This is a genomic window from Deinococcus peraridilitoris DSM 19664 (assembly GCF_000317835.1).
Lineage (GTDB): Bacteria > Deinococcota > Deinococci > Deinococcales > Deinococcaceae > Deinococcus_A > Deinococcus_A peraridilitoris.
The window spans coordinates 1923631-1941834 of the sequence record NC_019793.1 but is presented as its reverse complement, the minus strand read 5'-3'; the positions used below and the strand labels follow the sequence as shown (position 1 = coordinate 1941834).

Genomic DNA, 18204 nt, shown 5'->3' with positions numbered 1-18204 from the left:
CGCCCCTTAAGCCTGTGTGTAGGTGGAGCACCCTGATGGACAAGCTGAAGTCCCCTCCGTGCCGCTTCAGACCCGCAGCGGGACCACCACGGCCAGATAGCCGCCATCACCCTGCGCCTTGAACATTGCCGGGGAAGTCGGGCCGGAAAACAGCAGCTCGGCGTCACCCTCGATGGGTCCCAACGCGTCCAGCACGTACTTGGCGTTGAATCCCAGACTCATGGCAGGCTCGCTGCCGTCCTGCATCACCTGCAGGGTATCCTGAGCTCGCCCGTAATCGCCTTCGGCGGCGAGTTGCAGCTTGCCCTCGGAAACCAGAAACTCGACGCGGTTGTTGGCGTTTTTGTCGGCCAGGACTGCCACGCGCGAGACGGCCTCCTTGAGGGCCGTGGCGCTCAGCATGATGCGCAGCTTCACATCGCGCGGAATGACCCGCTCGTAGTCCGGGAACTCTCCGTCCATCAGCTTGACGTTCATCTTGACGCGCTCGGTGGTGATTCCCAGGGTGCCTTCGCCGTAGGTGACCCCGACCTCACCGTCGCGCACCACCCGGATCAGCTCGTCGGCGCTGCGGGCCGGCACGATCAGGTTGCGTGTTTCGCCGTGAGCATTGAAGTCCCGCAGCGCCAGGCGAAAACCGTCAGAGGCGACCACGCGGGCCCGACCTCCGAGCTGTTCGATCTTGATGCCGCGAAACACCGCCTGAAACGCCTCGGTGGCTGCCGCATAACGCACGCTGGCCAGTGAGCGTGCCAGTTCGCGTGCGTCGTAGCTGGCGTCGCTGCGCGTGGGAAAGCTCAGCAGCGGGTAAGCTCCCAGCTCGCCGATCTGCAGTTTGAAGTTCGAGCCTCCGGACTGCACGCTCAGCTCGTTGCCGCTGAGCGACAGTTCGACCAGTTCCCCGCCCAGATTGCGCACGATCTGCGCAAACAGGTGGGCGGGCACCACAAAGGCCGCTTCCCGGTCGACTTCGGCGGGCACGAAACAGGCCATGTCGATTTCCAGGTTGGTTCCGCTGAGCGTCAGACCGCGTGGTTCGGCTTCAACCTTGAGCGATGTCAGAAGCGGATTGCTGGACCGGGAGGGCACGATGCGTTCAAGCAACCCGAGTCCCTCACTGAGTGTTTTTTTGCTGACGTTGGCACGCATGGACGTTATCTTTTCTCCTCTCTTATTTAGTTATAAAAATAGTAGTAGTAGTAATAGGAGCTGTGGAAACTGTGGATAACCCGGTTTGGAGTCGTCTGGCATGTATTCCAGCTTGTGGATAGAATTGTGGATAACTCGGCTTTGCCTGTGGATAGCCTGTGGACAAACTGCCCGGTTATCCACAGGCAAAAAAAGTTCAGGGTTATCCACAGGGTTATCCACAGCTTATCCACAGGGTTATCCACAGGGTTATCCACAGTAAGTGAAGGAGAGCACAAGCGTGGCATGAGAATCATTCCTCGATTCCCTGCAGCCGCCGACGCAGCGTTTCGATATGGGTACTCAGCTCCGGATCGCGTCCCAACTGTTCGCTGACCTTTTGGGTGGCGTGCAGCACCGTCGAGTGATCGCGGCCAAAGAACACGCCGACTTCAGGCAGCGAATGTCCGGTCAGGTCTCGAATCAGGTACATGGCGATCTGCCGGGGGACCACCACCTCGCGGACCCGTCCGCTCCCCCTCAGCGCCTCAAGCGGCACGCTGAAGTGCGCCGCGACTGCCCGCAGCACATCGGCCATCTCGATCTGCACCTCCTGCGAGGTGAACACATCGCTGAGCGCCTTGGCGGCCACTGCCTTGCTCAGGCTGACGTTGTTGAGGCTGGAAAAGGCCATGACGCGCACCAGTGCGCCCTCCAGTTCGCGGATGTTGCTGGTGACCTGCCGTGCGATCAGTTCCAGTACCTCCTGCGGAATGTTGATGCGGCGGTGTTCGGCGTTCATTTTCAGGATGGCCACCCGTGTTTCGAACTCCGGACTCTGAATGTCCGTGATGAGTCCCCATTCGAAGCGGGAGCGCAGGCGGCTTTCCAGGGTCTGAATGTCACGCGGAGGGCGGTCAGACGAGAGGATGATCTGTTTGTGGCTTTCGTACAGGGCATTGAAGGTATGAAAAAATTCTTCCTGAGTGCGCTCTTTGCCGGCCAGAAACTGAATGTCGTCGACCAGCAGCAGATCGACCGACCGGTAGCGGTTACGAAACTGTGTCATGCGGTCTTCACGAATCGCATTGATGAGATCGTTGGTGAAGCTCTCCGTCGAGACATATTCGACACGCTTTTCCGGGTGACGTTCGAGCACATAGTGACCGACGGCGTGCATCAGGTGGGTCTTCCCCAAGCCGACGTCACCGTATACGAAAAGGGGATTGTAGGTTTTGCCCGGTGACTCGGCGACGGCCAGCGCGGCGGCGTGAGCCAGATTGTTGTTTGGACCGACGACAAAATTCTCGAAGATGTACTTGGGGTTGAGGGCTTTGGCGCTGCCCGTGCCAGAAGTTGTCTGGACAACCTGGGGTGGATTTGTGCGGCGCGATGAGGAGGGATTCGGTTCGGTGGCAGGCGCCATCATGGCGTCTTGCACGGCAGGCAGCACCTCGAACGAGACCTGGGGCGAACTGGCTCCGAGTTGCCGCAACGCATCTTCGAGCAGGTCCTGATAGTGCTTGCGAAACCATTCCTGGGCGAACGAGTTGCGCACCCCCAGCACCAGGGCGCCGTCCTGCACGCCCAACGGACGCACGGGGACGAACCAGGTGTGGTACTCGACCTCGGAAATATTCTTGCGAACGTGAGTCAGCACGTTGCTCCAGATGTCCTGCGAAATAGGTGCTCCTCCTTTGCGCGTGGCTAGCGCGCATCATACCAGGGAGTCCTTGCCCGCTCGCGAGAGCCCCCACCTTGCAGTAGACTATCTTGTTATGCAAGGCGTTTGGAACGTGATGGTGGTCGGCGGCGGGCACGCCGGCATTGAGGCAGCCTGGGCTGCTGCCAAATTCGGCCCGACCGCGCTGCTCATCGGCAACCCGGCCACTATCGGCCGCATGCCGTGCAATCCGGCCGTCGGTGGGCCTGGAAAAAGCCAGCTGGTGTTCGAGGTTCAGGCGATGGGAGGCCTGATGGGCCGGATTGCCGATGACACGGCAATTCACACGCGGGTACTGAACGCTTCCAAGGGACCGGCCGTACAGTCGTTGCGGGTGCAGAACGAACGCGATGCCTATGCGGTTCGGGCCCAGGAATACGTGTTGGGCCATTCAGGAATTGACATCCTGCGTGCCGAGGCGGCCGCGCTCGAGCGCGACCATGAGCTGTGGCACGTCGTGACCACGGATGGACGGCGGTACCGCACCCGCTGTGTGGTGCTGGCAACTGGCACGTTTCTGCAAGGGGTGACCTGGTATGGCCGAACCTCGCGGCCAGAAGGGCGGCAGGGTGAGCCGCCCTCGCGCTTCCTCTCCTCTACCCTTTCGGCCAGCGGTCACCGGCTCAAGCGCTTCAAGACCGGGACGCCGCCGCGTGTACGGGCCGACTCGGTAAATTTCGATGTCCTGCAGGAAATCGCGGCCGACCCTCATCCTCGCTCGTTCAGTGGTCGTAGTGGTCCACAGGCGGCCTCTACCCCCACCTGGCAGACGCACACCACCCCCACCACCCACCGTCTGATTCAGGAAAACCTGCACGAGTCGCCCATGTATGCGGGAGATATTGCCGGTCTTGGCCCCCGCTACTGTCCGTCGATCGAGGACAAGGTCGTGCGTTTTGCCCATCATGATCGACACCTGCTGTTCGTCGAACCTGATGGGGTCAACACCAGCGAAGTGTATCTGCAGGGCTTCTCCAGCAGTCTGCCGCCTCATCTGCAGGATACGCTGGTGCGCAGCCTGCCCGGGTTTGAACGTGCGGTGATTCAACGATACGCGTACGCGGTGGAGTACGACGTCATCGACACCACGGAGTTGACCCTGAACCTGGAGTCCCGGTATTTGCCGGGCGTGTTCACTGCGGGTCAGGTCAATGGAACCAGCGGTTATGAGGAAGCGGCGGCGCAAGGCCTGGTGGCCGGTTCGGCGGCAGGCCGCCGGGCCTCAGGCCTGACCGACTGTTTTGTTTCACGTGAAACAGGGTACATCGGTGTGATGCTGGATGATCTGGTCTTCAAGGGAAGCGATGAGCCTTACCGCATGATGACCAGCCGCGTGGAACACCGGCTGCTGTGTCGGCAGGACAATGCCGATGAACGACTGGCGCCGTTGGCGCATGACCTGGGACTGATCGATCACGCGGCCCTCGCCAAGGTTCGAGATAAATATGAACGCATTCGTGGGGCGCGCCAGCAGCTGGAGCAGGTTCGCTGGCAGGGAAACAATGCGCTGGGTCTGCTGCGCCGACCCGAGTACACGCTCTCGACGTTGAGGACTGCCGGAGTAGTTCTACCCGAGCTCGATTCGGTCGAGAGCGAAAGCCTGGAAATCAACGTTAAATATGAAGGGTATATTGCCCGTGCACGTCGACAGCTGCAGGCTGAGGAACATTCGGCGGAAATGCGGCTCGACCAGCTGGACTACTCGTCGGTGGCTGCTCTGTCGACTGAAGCTCGCGAAAAGCTGGCCAAGGTGCGGCCATCCACCGTTGCCCAGGCCACCCGGGTCCCCGGTGTCCGGCGAGGCGACGTCACGGCACTGCTGGTACACCTGCGGCAAGTTGCGGGAGTTTCACGTGAAACAAAGCTATAGCGATCTGGTACGCACGTACGCCGGGACCTTGGACCTGTTCGGTCCCCAGGTGCTGAGTGAGTGGGCGACACACGAAGCCACGGCCCAGCGATATGCGGACGAGCTTCCCTCTGGCACAACCCTGCTGGACCTCGGGACTGGGGGCGGGCTGCCGGGCATGGTCATCGCTGAATCGAGACCGGACGTCACGGTCATCCTGTGTGAACGACGTGCGCGGCGGGCAGCCTTTCTGAAGTTGGCCGTCGCCAAGCTGGGATTCAGAAATGCGCATGTATTTGCGCGTGACGTTCGGCAATACCAGCAACCGGTGGAGTGGATCGCTGCCCAGGCGGTCGGTGAGCTGCCCATCCTGCTGGAACTGGTGCGGCACATCGTGCCAGCACGCTGGTTCCTGCTGACGCGCCGCCCGCGTACATGGTATGCTCCCCAGGAACTCATGGGTTTTCGCATTACCGCGCGGCGCGAACCGCTTGACGAACAGCACGATCTGGTGATCCTGACGTTCACGGCAAAGGAGGCCGCTTCTTGAAGATTGTCGGGATCGTGAATCAAAAAGGCGGCGTGGGGAAGACCACGACCGCAATCAATTTGGCCGCCTATCTGGCCGCCTCCGGCAAAACAGTGCTGCTGGTCGATGTCGATCCGCAGGCCAACGCCACGAGCGGGCTCGGTCACCGGGGCGCTTCGCGCGGGCTCTACGACGCGTTTCGCGATCCGTCGTGCTTGACCAAGGTGGTGCTTGAAACCGCGCAGCCCAACTTGTCGCTGCTGGCAGCCACGCCCGACCTGGCGGGCGCGGGAGTCGAACTCGCCGAAACGCCGTATGCCTTGCGTGACCTGTTCGCACAATTGCAGGGGTACGACGTCGTCCTGTTGGACGCGCCGCCAAGTCTGGGACCCTTGACCGTCAATGTGCTCTCGGCAGCACAGGGGCTGCTGATTCCGCTGCAGGCAGAATACTACGCGCTGGAAGGGGTGGCCGGACTGATCGACACCGTCGAGCGGGTGCGCGGTCATCTGAACCCCGGGCTGCGGGTGTTGGGAATTGTGATCACCATGTTTGACGGTCGGACCAACCTGGCGCAGCAGGTCGAGGAAAACGTCCGCGCTCACTTTGGCGAGCTGGTGTTCTGGAGCGTCGTGCCACGCAATATCCGCCTGTCCGAAGCGCCCAGCCATGCCAAACCCATCAACCAGTACTCGCCACTTTCGAGTGGTGCCGGGGCCTACAAGCGTCTGGCCGACGAGGTGATGCAACGTGTCCAAAAAGTCTAGCCTCGGTTTGGGGCGTGGCCTCGACGCCCTGCTCGCCAAACCCTCAAGCAGTGCCGGCGTCCAGACTTTGCGTGTGGATCAGATCGTGCAGGCTGAATACCAGCCGCGCCAGACTTTTGATCCGGAGGCGTTGGCCGAGCTCGCGCAGAGCATCCGCGACAAGGGCGTGTTGCAGCCATTGCTGATTCGTCCGCGAGGCGAGCGGTTCGAAATCGTGGCCGGCGAGCGGCGCTGGCGGGCGGCCCGACTCGCCGGATTGACCGAGGTGCCGGTTGTTATCCGCGATCTGGCGGACCGCGAAGCCCTGGAAATCGCCATCGTCGAGAACTTGCAGCGCGAAGATCTGGGGCCGCTGGAAGAAGCCCGTGCCTATCAGACGTTGCTTGATCAGGGGCACAACCAGGAAGGCGTGGCACGGGCCGTGGGCAAAGGCCGCTCGACCGTGGCGAACGCCCTGCGCCTGCTGGCGTTGCCCGGTGCGGCACTGCGGGCACTCGAGGCAGGGGAGATCAGTGCCGGCCATGCGCGCGCCATCCTGGCCCAACCAGAGCCGGACCGGGTATGGGCGCTCGAGCAGATTCGGACACGCAGTCTGAGTGTGCGCGAGGCCGAGGCCCTGCAGCGCGCCAAACCCGGCGAAGGCGTACGCCGGGCAGGCGGACGTCCCTGGCGACAGCTGGAACTGGATCTCAGCCGCACGGTGGGCACCCGGGTCAAGATTTCCGGTGCCGACAAAGGCAAGATCGAACTGAGCTTCGGCTCGCCCGAGGAACTCGAGCGCCTGCTGGGCCTGCTCGATCGCAGTTCGGAATTTGCCTGACACAAGGTTCTCCGACGAACTGCCGCTACGCCCGCGCCTGTGTGATGACGTCCCGTAAGGCGACGCTTTACCGCATGACCCGAAAGGTCTCGGCCGAAGCGACCCCGACCAGCGTACCTTGCTCCTTGAATACCTGGCTCATGCGTCCGCTGCCTCCACTCCCGTTCTGGGTGCGGTGCTGTGCCAGGGCGCGGGCCTTGATGTCCACCACCGGGCTGATGTCCACCGCGACGTTTGGCCGGCGGGTCTGAAACAGGTAGACGGGTGGACGGTCCTCGCCCAGCGTTCGCCAGAAGCCCAGAAAGACCCGGGCCGATCCCTGATGATCGGTGTGCAGGTAAGGCAGTGAGGGAAATTGCGGATCGAACACCAAGACGGCGTCGGGACGGACCTGCCGGAAAATTTCGGTGACACGCGGCAGAAACCGTGGATCGGCAGCCACGCCACGGTCGGGCAGTTCCAGGAAATGCACCCGGCGGTACCCGTTGATGTCCGCAGCGTCGAGCTGCTCCTGACGCCGCGCTTCGGGCAGGTTCGGTACGCCGGTGCGGTTGGGTCCTTTTTCACCCAACGAGGCCACGATGACCTGGACGTCCGCCCCAGCGTCCGCAAGGCGGCGCAGGGTTCCGCCGATATACCACTCCAAATCGTCAGGATGCGCGACGACTGCCAGCACCGTTTGCTTGCTCAGCAGGAGGCGACCTTCGCGAAGGGCGTCGTCGGCGGTGACCGTGAGGTTCACGCGAAACACGAAGTAGAGCAGGGTCCCGATCAGCGCCAGACTCGCCAGAAACCAGATGAAATTGATACCGAGACGCCGCAGGCGCCGCTGAGGAGACTTGAGAGCAACGCTGCCAACCTTCATGGTCATGATGATCACACAACTGAAGCCGGGGAAAGCAATTTCTCCCGGCTTCTTCGCAGGCTGACCTGTCATGTGCCTTCTTTGACGCTCCGCGCCCGGCCTCGCTTTTTGTGCGTGGCCGAGTAAGTGATTGCCGGGTGATTGCCGGGTCCGGGGCTCGCCGTCAGCGTTCGGCCGTTCCAGCGCCCTGTGGTCCGACCAGATAGATGTTTGGCCACGGGCGGTAGACACTCCGCAGCACCTCGCTGCGCACCACCTCGCCGCCCCGCCTGAACACACGCTGCACTTCGATCGTTGCGCCCGGCGCGGCCCAGTCGACTTGAACGCGCCGTCCCGGGGCCAGCGAGGGGTCGGTAATCAGGCGTTCCGGCGGAACCGCCTGGGTGGCCAGCACCCGTGGCGCACCGACTTCGACCGTTTCCAGGCGTGGGCGGCCGAACACCTGGATGTTCAGGCGGGCGGTGCGGTCGTCCCAGGTGGCCTGAAACCACAGCGAAGCTCCTGTGTCGTTGTCGAACTTGAGGTCGAGGTTGGGCTGGTAGATGGTGGCGTCAAGTCCCTGCGGATCGTAGTAGTGCACCTGATACGAGTGATTCTGCCGCTCGCGTACCGGCAGACCGGCCGCATACAATGCCCGGAACACTGTAGTCGAGACCTGGCAGATGCCGCCGCCCACGCCGGACGCGGTGCGCTCGCCGGCAATGACCAGCCCGGGCAGGTAACCGCGGGCAGCCGAGACCGGACCGACCATCTGATTGAAGGAAAAGGCGTTCTTGTCCAGCAGCACGTCCTGAAAGTTGCGCGTTCCCAAGTGAATGTTGGCCATGCGCGCCTTTGAAGAACCCGCGTAACTGGTGCTGCCCTCGCCCAGCAGGCTGGTAATGCCTTTTTGCAGGAAAAAATCCAGGGTGCGTGCGGGGCGGATGGTGGAGTACACCACGTTGACCCGCCTTGTGGCCGGGTCGCGCAGCGCACTCTCCACAGCGGCCAGGGTGGCGTCCAGATCCACCTTGACCGCACCGCGCATCACGAGCCGCCACTCGCCGGAAATCGGCGCGTACTCGAAGCGGGCGTCCTGCGCTTCACGTTCGAGCCGCCTGGCGAACTGCTCGACGTCCTGTCGCAAGCTGAGGGTCATCTTTGCACCGGCCCGCAAGATTTTGCTGCGTTCCTCGCTCAGGTTGAATATTTCACGCCGTGTCTCATAGATTTTCTGGCCGTTCAGGGCCGTTGGTACGGTCTCGGTGAAAACCACGCTGAGTGCAACAGCCCGTGCTGCCGGTGTCACGGCAGGGGAGGGGAGAGGGGCTGGGGCAGGCAGAGGCGCCGGGGGCACTGGCACGGGTTCTGGAGGCGCCGGTTCGCCTGGGAGCGCTGGAGGCACTGTGGGAGCGGCTTCGATGGGCAGGGCAGGCGGCTCTGGCGGCGTTTCACCGCTCTGGGCAGCGGCCGCCGGGCCAAGCAGCAGGGCAGCTCCGAGCACAAAAAGGGCGTGAAATTTCACGCCCTCAGTATTTCACGTGCCCTCAGCTGCTTCCTGAGGGATACGGTGAGGCATGGACGTTCGCGCGAAACCAAACCGTCAATGCCCCGCCGAGCGGGCAAGCTGGGATCAACCGCAACTGCGGCTGGAGGGTCCTTACTCGACCAGCAGCGGAATCAGCACCGGATTCCGGCCGGTGACCTTGCGCACGAAACGCCGCACCGCGCCGTACATGTCGTCACGCACGTCTTCCAGACGCCGTTTCTCGCGCATGCCGTTCTCGACCGCTTCCAGCGCGACTTTGCGAATCGAGTTCTCCAGATCGCGGTTCGACTTCACGAAGCCGCGCGAAATCAGCTCCACGTGCGGCGTGGGATGCAAGACCGCCGTCAGGATCAGTACGCCGTCGCTGCTCATGGCCATGCGGTCCTGAATGATATCGTCGCTGATGTCGCCGACACCGAGGCCGTCCACGTACACCGCGCCCGCCGGAACCGTGCCCGTCACCCGGAAGTCGTCGGGAGTCAGCCGGATGACGTCGCCGTTTTTGGCGATCAAGGTGCGTTTGGGTGGATGGGGCATCGCCTGCGCCAGACGGGCGTGATTGATCTGATGACGCGGCTCGCCGTGCCAGGGCAGAAAGTACTTGGGCTTCGACAGGCTCAGGACCTGCTTGAGCTCTTCCTGCGACGCGTGACCAGAGGCGTGTACCTTGTAGGTGGGCGGGTAGAAGACATCCACGCCGATTTCGTACAGGCGGTTGACGACCGTGTTGACCGCCTCTTCGTTGCCGGGAATCGGGTTGCTGGACAGAATGACAGTGTCCCCAGGATGCAGCGCGATCTTGGCATGGTTGCCAAAGGCCAGGCGCGACAGCACGCTCATGGGCTGCCCCTGCGAACCGGTGCAGATGAACAGCACCTGCGAATCCTGCAGGTCGCCCATCTCGTCCGTGGTGACCAGCGGGTCCTTCAGGTCTACATAACCTAGAGACTGCGCGACCTGCGCGTACTTGATCATGGAGCGGCCTTCCATGATCACGCGGCGGCGGTGCTTTTCGGCGGCGTAGATGATGTTCTGAATGCGGTGCGTGTGCGAGGCGAAGGTGGTGACGAAGACCCGCCCTTTGGCCTGCGCGATGACCGCTTCGAGGTTCTCGGCAATTTCCGCTTCGCTGGGCGTGAAGCCCGGCCGCTCGGCGCTGGTCGAGTCGCTGATGAGCAGCAGCACGCCGTCCTCGCCGGCCTGGGTCATCTTGCCGAGTTCGCTGGGTTTGCCGTCGGTGGGGCGTTCGTCGAGTTTGAAGTCACCGGTGTGAACCACCCGGCCGATGGGGGTGTGCAGCACGTATCCGGCGTTGTCGGGAATCGAGTGGGTCATGCGGAACAGATCGACCGTGAAGTGCTTGCCGATCTTGAGTCGCGCGTCGGTTTCCACTTCACGCAGATCGACGTCCTGCTCGCGGATGCCAAATTCACTGAGCTTCTCGCGCAGCAGGCCCAGCGTGAGCCGGGCGCCGTACATCGGGACCTTGGGCAGGCGCGGCAAAATATAGGGCAAGGCGCCGATGTGGTCTTCGTGGCCGTGCGTGAGAATCCAGCCCTTGATCATGGCGGCGTGCTGCTGCAGGTAGTCGATGCGGGGAATCAGCAGATCAATGCCCAGCATGTGGGCATCCGGAAAGGCCAGTCCGCCGTCGACCACCATGATTTCGTTCTCAAAGCGGTAGGCGAACATGTTTTTGCCGATCTCGCCCATTCCGCCGATCGGAATGACTTCGAGGTACCTGTCGCCAGGAGTGTTTTCGCTCATGGTGCTCCTTATGAGGATGGGGTCGTCCTGAGTGGATGGAAAGAGGTTGTAGGACAATGCGAGCCGCGCAATGGTGCGGCAGAACAGAAGTGATGTGAATGTCGTGCGCCTTGCGGGGCAGTCAAAACAGCCTAGCATGCGTGCGCTTGACCGAAGCGACCTCGATCGCTTTCCTGCGCTCTTGCAAAATCCGTCACAATAAACGCACACCATGTCCAAGCGTCTTGTTTCCTTTGTCCTGCTTTCGCTGACCGTGGCGCTTTCCGGGTGCCGCGAGCGCCCACAGGGTGAGCGTTCTGCCGATCCCACGGTGAGTGTTACCGCGCCCGCGCCCGTCACGGCTCCTGCCACGCCTGTCCGGCCCCCGGCTCGCGCGCCGCAGCCTGACAAGCGGCCTGACAAGCGGCCCGTAAAACCGGAATCTTCCCAGGCGAGCGCGCCGCAAGATCAGGTTCCCGCAGCCCCAGCGGGGCAGATCCTGCCGTCCGTCACGCCCGCTCCGCAGCCCGAGGAGGCAAGCAGACCCACGCCCGCTGAACCGTCAGTTGAAGCCGCGCCTGAACCCAGTTTGCCGAGCGCGCCCCAGGGCACACCCGGGCAAACCCGCCCCGAAAAAGCCCGCCCGTCAGAAGCCTCTTCTGCGCCGGTTTCGCCCGGCGTGTCCGGGCCCACCTCCTCGGCACGTCCGGCGCCCGCACCGGGCGCGCCCGTGCACGAGACCGTACCGACCGCTCCCGCGCCTTCGGCAGAGCCACCGGCCAGGCCCGTGAATCCGCAGGTCGAGGCCCCAGCGCCGACCCCCGCCGTCAAACCGCCCGAGCGGCGCGTCGGCAGTGAGTTGCGTGGTTTGTGGGTCGACGCATTCGGACCTGGCTTCAAGACGCCGCAGGAAGTCGACCAGCTCATCGCCGACGCACGGCGTATGAACGTCAACGTGCTGTTCGTACAGGTCGGCAAGCGCGGCGACTGCTACTGCAACGCCTCCAGCATGCCGCGCACCGATGATCCGGCAGTGCCCGAGGGCTTCGATCCTTTGCAGGATGTGCTGACCAAGGCGCACGCGGCGGGCCTGCAGGTGCATGCCTGGATCATCACGACCGCCATCGTGAACGTCTCGGACAACCCGGCTCCTTCTCAAGGCGATCACGTGTTCAACACCAACGGTCTCTCGGCGAGCGCTGACGCCAACTGGCTGATGTTGCGTCAGGACGGTGAGGCGCGCGCAGGCAACGACTACTTCCTGGATCCCGGCCATCCGGAGGCCAGTGAGTACATCGCCGAGATGTACCTCAGCGTGGTGCGCAACTACGATGTCGACGGCGTACAGCTCGACCGGGTCCGCTACCCGGACGCTGGGGGGGTTCCGACATGGGGGTACAACCCGGTGGCCCTGGAGCGCTTTCGGCAGGAACTTGGCATCACCGGAATCCCACGGCCCACTGACCCGGCCTGGATGGCGTGGCGCCGCGAGCAGATCACCAATCTGGTGCGGCGCATCTACCTGGGGGTGAAGGCCATCCGGCCAGAAGTCTGGGTGGACGTCGCCACCATCACATACGGCCCCGGACCGCGCACCATCCAGGCGTTCGAGGCTTCCCGCGCCTACACCGAGGTGCTGCAGGACTGGGCACAGTGGGCCCGTCTGGGCTACTTCGATCTGAACGTGCTGATGAACTACAAACGTGACGACGTGCCCGACCAGGCCCGCTGGTACGACGAGTGGAACGCATTTGCCGTCAAGCACCGCGGAACGCGCCTGGTGGCCGCCGGCAGCGCCATGTACCTCAACAAGCCGCTTGGGACGCTGCATCAGGTGAACGGGGCGCTGGACGCCGGGCTCGACGGCTGGGTTGGCTACTCGTACCGCACCAGCGACACCAGCGTCAATTCGGGTGCCCGAACGACGGCCCAGGCACTGCCCGACCTGACGGCGCGTTTTGTCAGCGCTGGTGGTCCCTTCGGGCAGGCACACCCCTGGAAGCGGCCCGATACCCGCGCCCTGCGGGCAGTCGAAGGCCGCGTGACCTGGGCAGGTGAAGCGATTCCCGGTCAGTCGCTGGGAGGGCGCAGCGTCGAGCTGTACGTGAATGGCCGCGTCTTTGCCCGAACGCAGACGGATGGCCAGGGCCGTTATGGCTTCGTGTTCACCCCTCCCGGACCCTTCGAGGTCCGCACTCCAGGAGCCGCGCCCCTGAATGCACAGGCGGAAAGCGGCCGGGTGGCCGAGCTGCCAGTCATGACGCTGCCCTGAAGAGGGTGCAAAAAGAAGAGGGCTGCCAGCCCTCTTCTTTTTGCACTGCTCATCTGTTCAAGTCCGGTCACGACACCGGGTCAGCTGGCCGGACGTTGATCAAAGCGCCCGCGTCTTCGGCGCTGAGGGGACGGGCGATCAGATAACCTTGCACCTCGTCGCTGCCGAGCGTGCGCAGGGTCTGCAGCTGCTCGCGCGTTTCGACGCCCTCGGCGACCACTTTCAGCTGCAGTTCGTGCGCCAGCGCGATGATCGAGCGCACCACCGCCACCCCGACCTCGTCGAGGGACCACACGAACGACCGGTCGATTTTCAGTACATCCACCGGCAAATGGCGCAGGTAAGAGAGGCTCGAGTAGCCCGTTCCAAAGTCATCCATGGCAAAACGCACGCCCAGAGCGCGCAGTTGCGCCATCACACGGCGTGAGGCTTCGAGGTCACTCATCAGGCTGCTCTCGGTCAGTTCCAGTGTCAGGGCCTCACCGGGTAACTCGTGCCGTGCGAGGGTCTGCTGCACCATTTCGGCAAAGTGATCGTGCCGAAACTGCACCGCCGAGATGTTCACGGCCACCGTCAGGTGCGCCTGGCCCCCGCTTCGCCAGCAGCGCAGCTGCCTCAGTGCCTCGTTCAGCACCCACTGCCCGATTTCCACGATCAGGCCGCGCTCTTCGGCGATCGGAATGAACTGCGCGGGGGACACGACGCCCTGCTTGTGCGATTGCCAGCGAATCAGGGCCTCGAAGCTGCTCGGCGCTTCCCCGGCGGTGCGCACCACCGGCTGGTATTGCAGCACGAATTCCTGACGGGCCAGCGCGCCCTGGAGTTGCGCTTCCAGATCGAAACGCTCGCTCGACTCCGTCTCGATGGCGGCATGGTAATACCGGTGGGTGCTGCGTCCCTGCTGTTTGGCCTGGTACATCGCGAGGTCGGCAAAACGCAGGGCCTGTAAGGCGTCGCGTGTATCGGCGGGCACCAGCGCAATTCCGATGCTGGCCGTGACCATCAACTGCTGTTCTCGCGCCGTGTAGGGCTGCGTCAGGCGTGACAGGATGCGCTGCACCACGACCTCGACCGCGGCGGTGTCCTGCAGGGGACCCAGCACCACTACGAATTCGTCACCACCCACGCGTACGAGCAGGTCGCTGGGGCGAATACAGCCTGCAATTCGCGCAGACGCTTCCAGCAGTAAGGCGTCGCCGACTTCGTGACCGAAGGTGTCGTTGACCAGCTTGAACCGGTCGAGGTCCACGAACAGGACCGCCACGGTCTGCTGGCGTGCCAGCGCGTCTTGCACCAGTTGCGGAATCTGGGCGTGCAGCTCGCGGCGGTTGAGTACACCGGTCAGGTCGTCCCGCCGCACCTGCTGCCGAAGTTGCTGCCGCAGACGTTCACCGTGTAACTCGGAAACCAGAAAGCGAAAGAGGGCCAGCACCGCCACGATTCCCGCGCCGATGTCAAGGTGAGGCGCTGGCGTGTCGTGCTGGTGATGCGAGAGTGCCAAAGAGGCGGAAACGACCAGTGCCCCGTAGGGCAGCATGTGCAGCAGCACGGTCGCAACGCCCGAGATGGCAGCCTGGGCACGGGCGGTGATGAGCAGCGAGCCACGTGTGTGCTGGGCAACATGCGCCGCCAGACCGAACAGCAGCGCAGCCCCACTCCAGGTGACGTCGATCAGGTCGCCGACGCTGTAGCGGTCCTGACTGACCAGATAACCGTACCCAACCGATCCCGTCAGAAAGAGCAGCAGCCCCAGCCCCAGGAGGCCCTGGTAGGCGCGCGCGCTTTCCCGTGGGCTCCAGAGTGCCAGCACGAAGGCGACGACGATCATCAGCAGGTCAGTGAAAGGGTAAGAGATGGCGACCAGCAGCGCGAAGGGCTGTCCGGCGTAACGCTGCCAGATGGTCGTGACGTATTCGAGCCACAGGACACTGCCAAATGTCACGAACAGCATGCCGACATCCAGCACAAAGGTCAGGCGCTGCAGACGACCGGGTGGCGCGCGAAAGAAGTGCAGAATGCCCACCACAAACAGCAACGGCAGGGACAGAAAGCCCACGTCGGCAAGCGACGGAAAGGTTGGAGCACCACGCAGGTCAAGCACCGTGAAGACCGCCTGACCAGCGGCCCAGGTCAGCAGACCAGCGGCCAGATACGCCCAGGCACGCCGCAGGTGGTGGCGGTGCGCCTGGGCGGCCTGGACGGTCAGGATGCCGGCCACCAGGTAAGGCATCAGAAAAAAGAGGTTTCCGATCAGCTTGCGCGAAGTTCCTTCACTCGGGGCGCTGACGAGCCAGACGGCGTGAGCGACCACCAGACCGAACAGCAGGATCAGCAGGACACGCTGAACGCCTTCCGGAGAGGTCGGCGTGAGGAGACGTCTGGGGGCAAATCTTTCAAGGATCGACACAATCTACCTGCCGCAGTGTAGAGACCCGGGGGTCACAGGCCTCTTACAAAGCGCAGGCACAGTGTGCAACGAAAGTGCGCAACGGCAACAGGAGAGACGGGCCCAACCGACGATCCGGCCAACCACCGGGCTGAAGTCCTGTCCGAGACGCGAGTGTGCATAAGCGGCGCGGTGGCATAAGTGAGAGGACGCGCTTCTCGGACAGTCCGCGTTGGTCGCAGACGCACACCCACGAGGACATGGACAGGCCCATGGGACCGATTCCCACGCCGCCCTCAGCCTGAAGGCCGAGAAGAAACTTATCAGCGAACTCGACCACTTCGAACGCTGCAGCAACTGACTCAGGATCAAGGCAAACCAAAAAGACGGGGAGTGCATCGGTCGGTCCGGACGCTTTTCTGGCGAGGTGCCCGGGGTACCGTTTTCGCTGGCATCTTCAGCCGTGACGTGAACAGGAAAACCCCATTATGACAGTTCGATTCGGATGACTTGCACGCCGTTCTCGACGCGTACCTCCAGGATTTCGGGAGAGGAACGCTTTGGGATGACGCTGAGTGCGCCGCTGCGTTCCATCCTTGCTTCCTTCACGGACGCTGGGTCGTCGGTGCTGCCAGCTGATCGGAGGTCCTCGTCCAGGTCGTCGCGCGTGACAAGTAATTTCCGCATCGCGTCCGCCTGGAGTTCCCCGTTCTGGATGAGCAGCGTCGCGTTCCCCTTGACGAGCTTTCCGAAGGCACTTGAGTGAAACGAGAGGAACGACAGGACCCAATGCATTCCGACAAGCACGAAGCCCGCCACGACCGTCGGAAGGAATGGAGCGCTGCCGTTGATGGCACGGCTCGCGACAGAACCGAGCATGATGGCGAGAATGATGTCCATCGCGGTGTTGCGGCCGAAGAAGCGTTTCTGTCCGACACGGACGGTGACAATTGTGGCGAGGAAGATCAGCAGGGCCCGCAGGGAAACCTGGAGAATCGTGAGGTCTCTGGGTTCCACGTCGAGGCCCAGCAGGGCACGGATCGCTTCGAGTGCGTCGGTCATCCTTCATGGTGTCGCTGGCTGTTGAGGAAGCGGAGAGAAAAGGTAACGGCGTGTTCAGCGCACATTGAGGGTTGCGCACGTCCGCGCCCGGGCTCCAGCTGCCCTCAGGGTGCAATCACCAGGGCTGCTGCGCCCCGGTGTTTGCTGCCGCCCGCTTGCGGTCGATTCAGGCACATCCCCTGGGAGTTCCAATCCTCCGCAGGGACTCCAAGCAAGGCCACGGACTCTCACTGTCCTCTTTCTGCATCCGGCTCACTCCAATCCGTGAGCGTGTGCACGAGCATATAGGAAGCGAGCAGCAGCAGCAGATAGGTTCGGTCAGGGCGGAAGCACAGCGCGCCACATCCGGCAGACAGGAACAGATAAGCCGGGAAGCTGGCGTTCTCGATTCTTCTGTGGTCCTGCCAGGAAATCAGAGGTGTACCGCGCAAAGGAAATGGATAGGCGGTGTGACTTCCCACCAGGAAGCCGCTGGCGGCCAGAAGGATGGAGATCACCGTGGTGCGCCGGCGCAGCGGGAGCAGCAGTGGTGCGAGCAGCATCACCCCCGAGGCGGCAAAATCAATCCTGGCGTGCGCATAATGTGAAATCAGCCCAACGCCAGGGATGCTCACGGCGCACTTCCTGCTGCAACTTTCGGAGGCCAGCCACGCACCCTGACGACCCGGGCGTAATGCGCCAGCGGAACACCCAGGGTGAGCAGACCCAACGGTTCGTGCAGTGTGCAGGAAAGCTCACGTATCTCTGCGCGCTGTAATGGCCACGGCTCGTGTTGAACGTCCTCCCGCCATAACCCTCCATTCCAGCCGACGGTAAACAGGACACGGCGTTCGGTCAGCCAGTACTCCAGCGTACCGGGGTGCGCGTGAAAGACCCGACCGACAGGCCGGTACATCAGGGCGCAGGCACGCCTGACATCGCTCCGGCGGACGCTTCCAAACTGGAGCCATCCCTCCCGAGCGTGCAGATGAATATCCGCCGCGAAATAAGGCAAGCAGTACAGCCAGCGTGCCCCGAGCACCGAGAAACCGCTCGCCGCATCCAAGCTGAACGTCCAGATCCCGGGTACGCCATTCACCCGGACATAGGTGCGTACATTCACCTGACCGTAGGACAAGCCCAAGGGAATCCCGCGTGGACGAAAGCCGGTCACGGCGAAGGGAAGGACTCCCAGCCACGCCTGCCCCTCAAAGGTGTCGAGGTCCACTCCGCCTGGCAGACAGCGGGCCAGGGACGCTGACCGGACCGGCCAGTGCATGAACAGCAGGTCCCGCCACTCCATGTGCATTATCCAGGGGAACTTCACCTTCGGCATTCCCTGGACACTAGCGTGCAGGCTCCCGCTCTGTTTGCCAGTTCAGTAAGGATCCGTTTGGACAGCAGGACAGAGGAGAAGCGCTTGCGTATTTCAGCCTATTCGTTCCGGTTGCAGCGGTCCCGTCTTCTGGCCGGTGGTCTTTGGCGCTTGATCGTGCATGCCGTATTCCAGCACCTGCATTACCCCCTTGCCAGTGTCGACCAGGCGGCAC

14 protein-coding genes are annotated in these 18204 nt (G+C 63.0%); 5 read left to right on the top strand and 9 right to left on the bottom strand.

What is annotated here, in order from left to right:
- Window positions 1-66: 66 nt before the first annotated feature.
- A complete protein-coding gene (gene dnaN, locus DEIPE_RS09485; protein WP_015235749.1) occupies window positions 67-1149 on the bottom strand; it encodes a DNA polymerase III subunit beta in 1083 nt (360 codons plus the stop codon).
- Between the two features lie 292 nt (window positions 1150-1441).
- Window positions 1442-2788, bottom strand: a complete 1347-nt coding sequence (gene dnaA / locus DEIPE_RS09480) for a chromosomal replication initiator protein DnaA (RefSeq protein ID WP_015235747.1) — start codon at window positions 2786-2788, stop codon at window positions 1442-1444.
- A 118-nt stretch (window positions 2789-2906) separates the two neighbouring features.
- Here dnaA and mnmG point away from each other — a divergent pair, with 118 nt between their 5' ends.
- From mnmG to DEIPE_RS09460, 4 genes are read left to right on the top strand one after another with little or no spacing between them, the layout of a single operon-like run.
- Window positions 2907-4721 (top strand): tRNA uridine-5-carboxymethylaminomethyl(34) synthesis enzyme MnmG, encoded by a 1815-nt coding sequence (gene mnmG, locus DEIPE_RS09475; protein WP_041230817.1) that lies wholly within the window; start codon window positions 2907-2909, stop codon window positions 4719-4721.
- Window positions 4705-5250, top strand: a complete 546-nt coding sequence (locus tag DEIPE_RS09470) for an RsmG family class I SAM-dependent methyltransferase (RefSeq protein ID WP_015235745.1) — start codon at window positions 4705-4707, stop codon at window positions 5248-5250. Before mnmG ends, DEIPE_RS09470 begins: the two co-directional genes overlap by 17 nt.
- On the top strand, window positions 5247-5996 hold the full coding sequence (locus DEIPE_RS09465) for a ParA family protein (RefSeq protein WP_015235744.1): 750 nt from the start codon (window positions 5247-5249) through the stop codon (window positions 5994-5996). The genes DEIPE_RS09470 and DEIPE_RS09465 overlap by 4 nt, the downstream gene beginning before the upstream one ends.
- Window positions 5980-6816 (top strand): ParB/RepB/Spo0J family partition protein, encoded by an 837-nt coding sequence (locus DEIPE_RS09460; protein ID WP_015235743.1) that lies wholly within the window; start codon window positions 5980-5982, stop codon window positions 6814-6816. Before DEIPE_RS09465 ends, DEIPE_RS09460 begins: the two co-directional genes overlap by 17 nt.
- 67 nt (window positions 6817-6883) lie before the next feature.
- On the opposite strand, the gene DEIPE_RS09455 is transcribed toward DEIPE_RS09460, so the two are convergent.
- From DEIPE_RS09455 to DEIPE_RS09445, 3 genes are all read right to left on the bottom strand, one after another.
- Window positions 6884-7687 carry a PIG-L deacetylase family protein gene (locus DEIPE_RS09455; protein ID WP_157448825.1) on the bottom strand — a complete coding sequence of 268 codons (804 nt, stop codon included), beginning with the start codon at window positions 7685-7687 and terminating at the stop codon, window positions 6884-6886.
- A 157-nt stretch (window positions 7688-7844) separates the two neighbouring features.
- Window positions 7845-9185: a VanW family protein gene (locus DEIPE_RS09450; protein WP_041230816.1), complete on the bottom strand. Its 1341-nt coding sequence runs from the start codon at window positions 9183-9185 to the stop codon at window positions 7845-7847.
- Window positions 9186-9320: 135 nt separating this feature from the next.
- The gene (locus tag DEIPE_RS09445) at window positions 9321-10976 is read right to left on the bottom strand and encodes a ribonuclease J (protein WP_015235740.1); all 1656 of its coding nucleotides are present in this window, start codon (window positions 10974-10976) and stop codon (window positions 9321-9323) included.
- 211 nt (window positions 10977-11187) lie between these two features.
- Here DEIPE_RS09445 and DEIPE_RS09440 point away from each other — a divergent pair, with 211 nt between their 5' ends.
- Window positions 11188-13227 carry a glycoside hydrolase family 10-like protein gene (locus DEIPE_RS09440; RefSeq protein WP_015235739.1) on the top strand — a complete coding sequence of 680 codons (2040 nt, stop codon included), beginning with the start codon at window positions 11188-11190 and terminating at the stop codon, window positions 13225-13227.
- A gap of 67 nt (window positions 13228-13294) precedes the next feature.
- Here the strand turns inward: DEIPE_RS09440 and DEIPE_RS22180 are convergent, their stop codons facing one another.
- From DEIPE_RS22180 to DEIPE_RS09420, 4 genes are all read right to left on the bottom strand, one after another.
- Window positions 13295-15634, bottom strand: a complete 2340-nt coding sequence (locus tag DEIPE_RS22180; protein WP_015235738.1) for a putative bifunctional diguanylate cyclase/phosphodiesterase — start codon at window positions 15632-15634, stop codon at window positions 13295-13297.
- Between the two features lie 465 nt (window positions 15635-16099).
- Window positions 16100-16675: a DUF421 domain-containing protein gene (locus DEIPE_RS09430; protein ID WP_015235737.1), complete on the bottom strand. Its 576-nt coding sequence runs from the start codon at window positions 16673-16675 to the stop codon at window positions 16100-16102.
- A 227-nt stretch (window positions 16676-16902) separates the two neighbouring features.
- The gene (locus DEIPE_RS09425) at window positions 16903-17289 is read right to left on the bottom strand and encodes a hypothetical protein (RefSeq protein ID WP_015235736.1); all 387 of its coding nucleotides are present in this window, start codon (window positions 17287-17289) and stop codon (window positions 16903-16905) included.
- Window positions 17286-17957: a YqjF family protein gene (locus DEIPE_RS09420; RefSeq protein ID WP_052326672.1), complete on the bottom strand. Its 672-nt coding sequence runs from the start codon at window positions 17955-17957 to the stop codon at window positions 17286-17288. Before DEIPE_RS09420 ends, DEIPE_RS09425 begins: the two co-directional genes overlap by 4 nt.
- Window positions 17958-18204 lie beyond the last annotated feature (247 nt).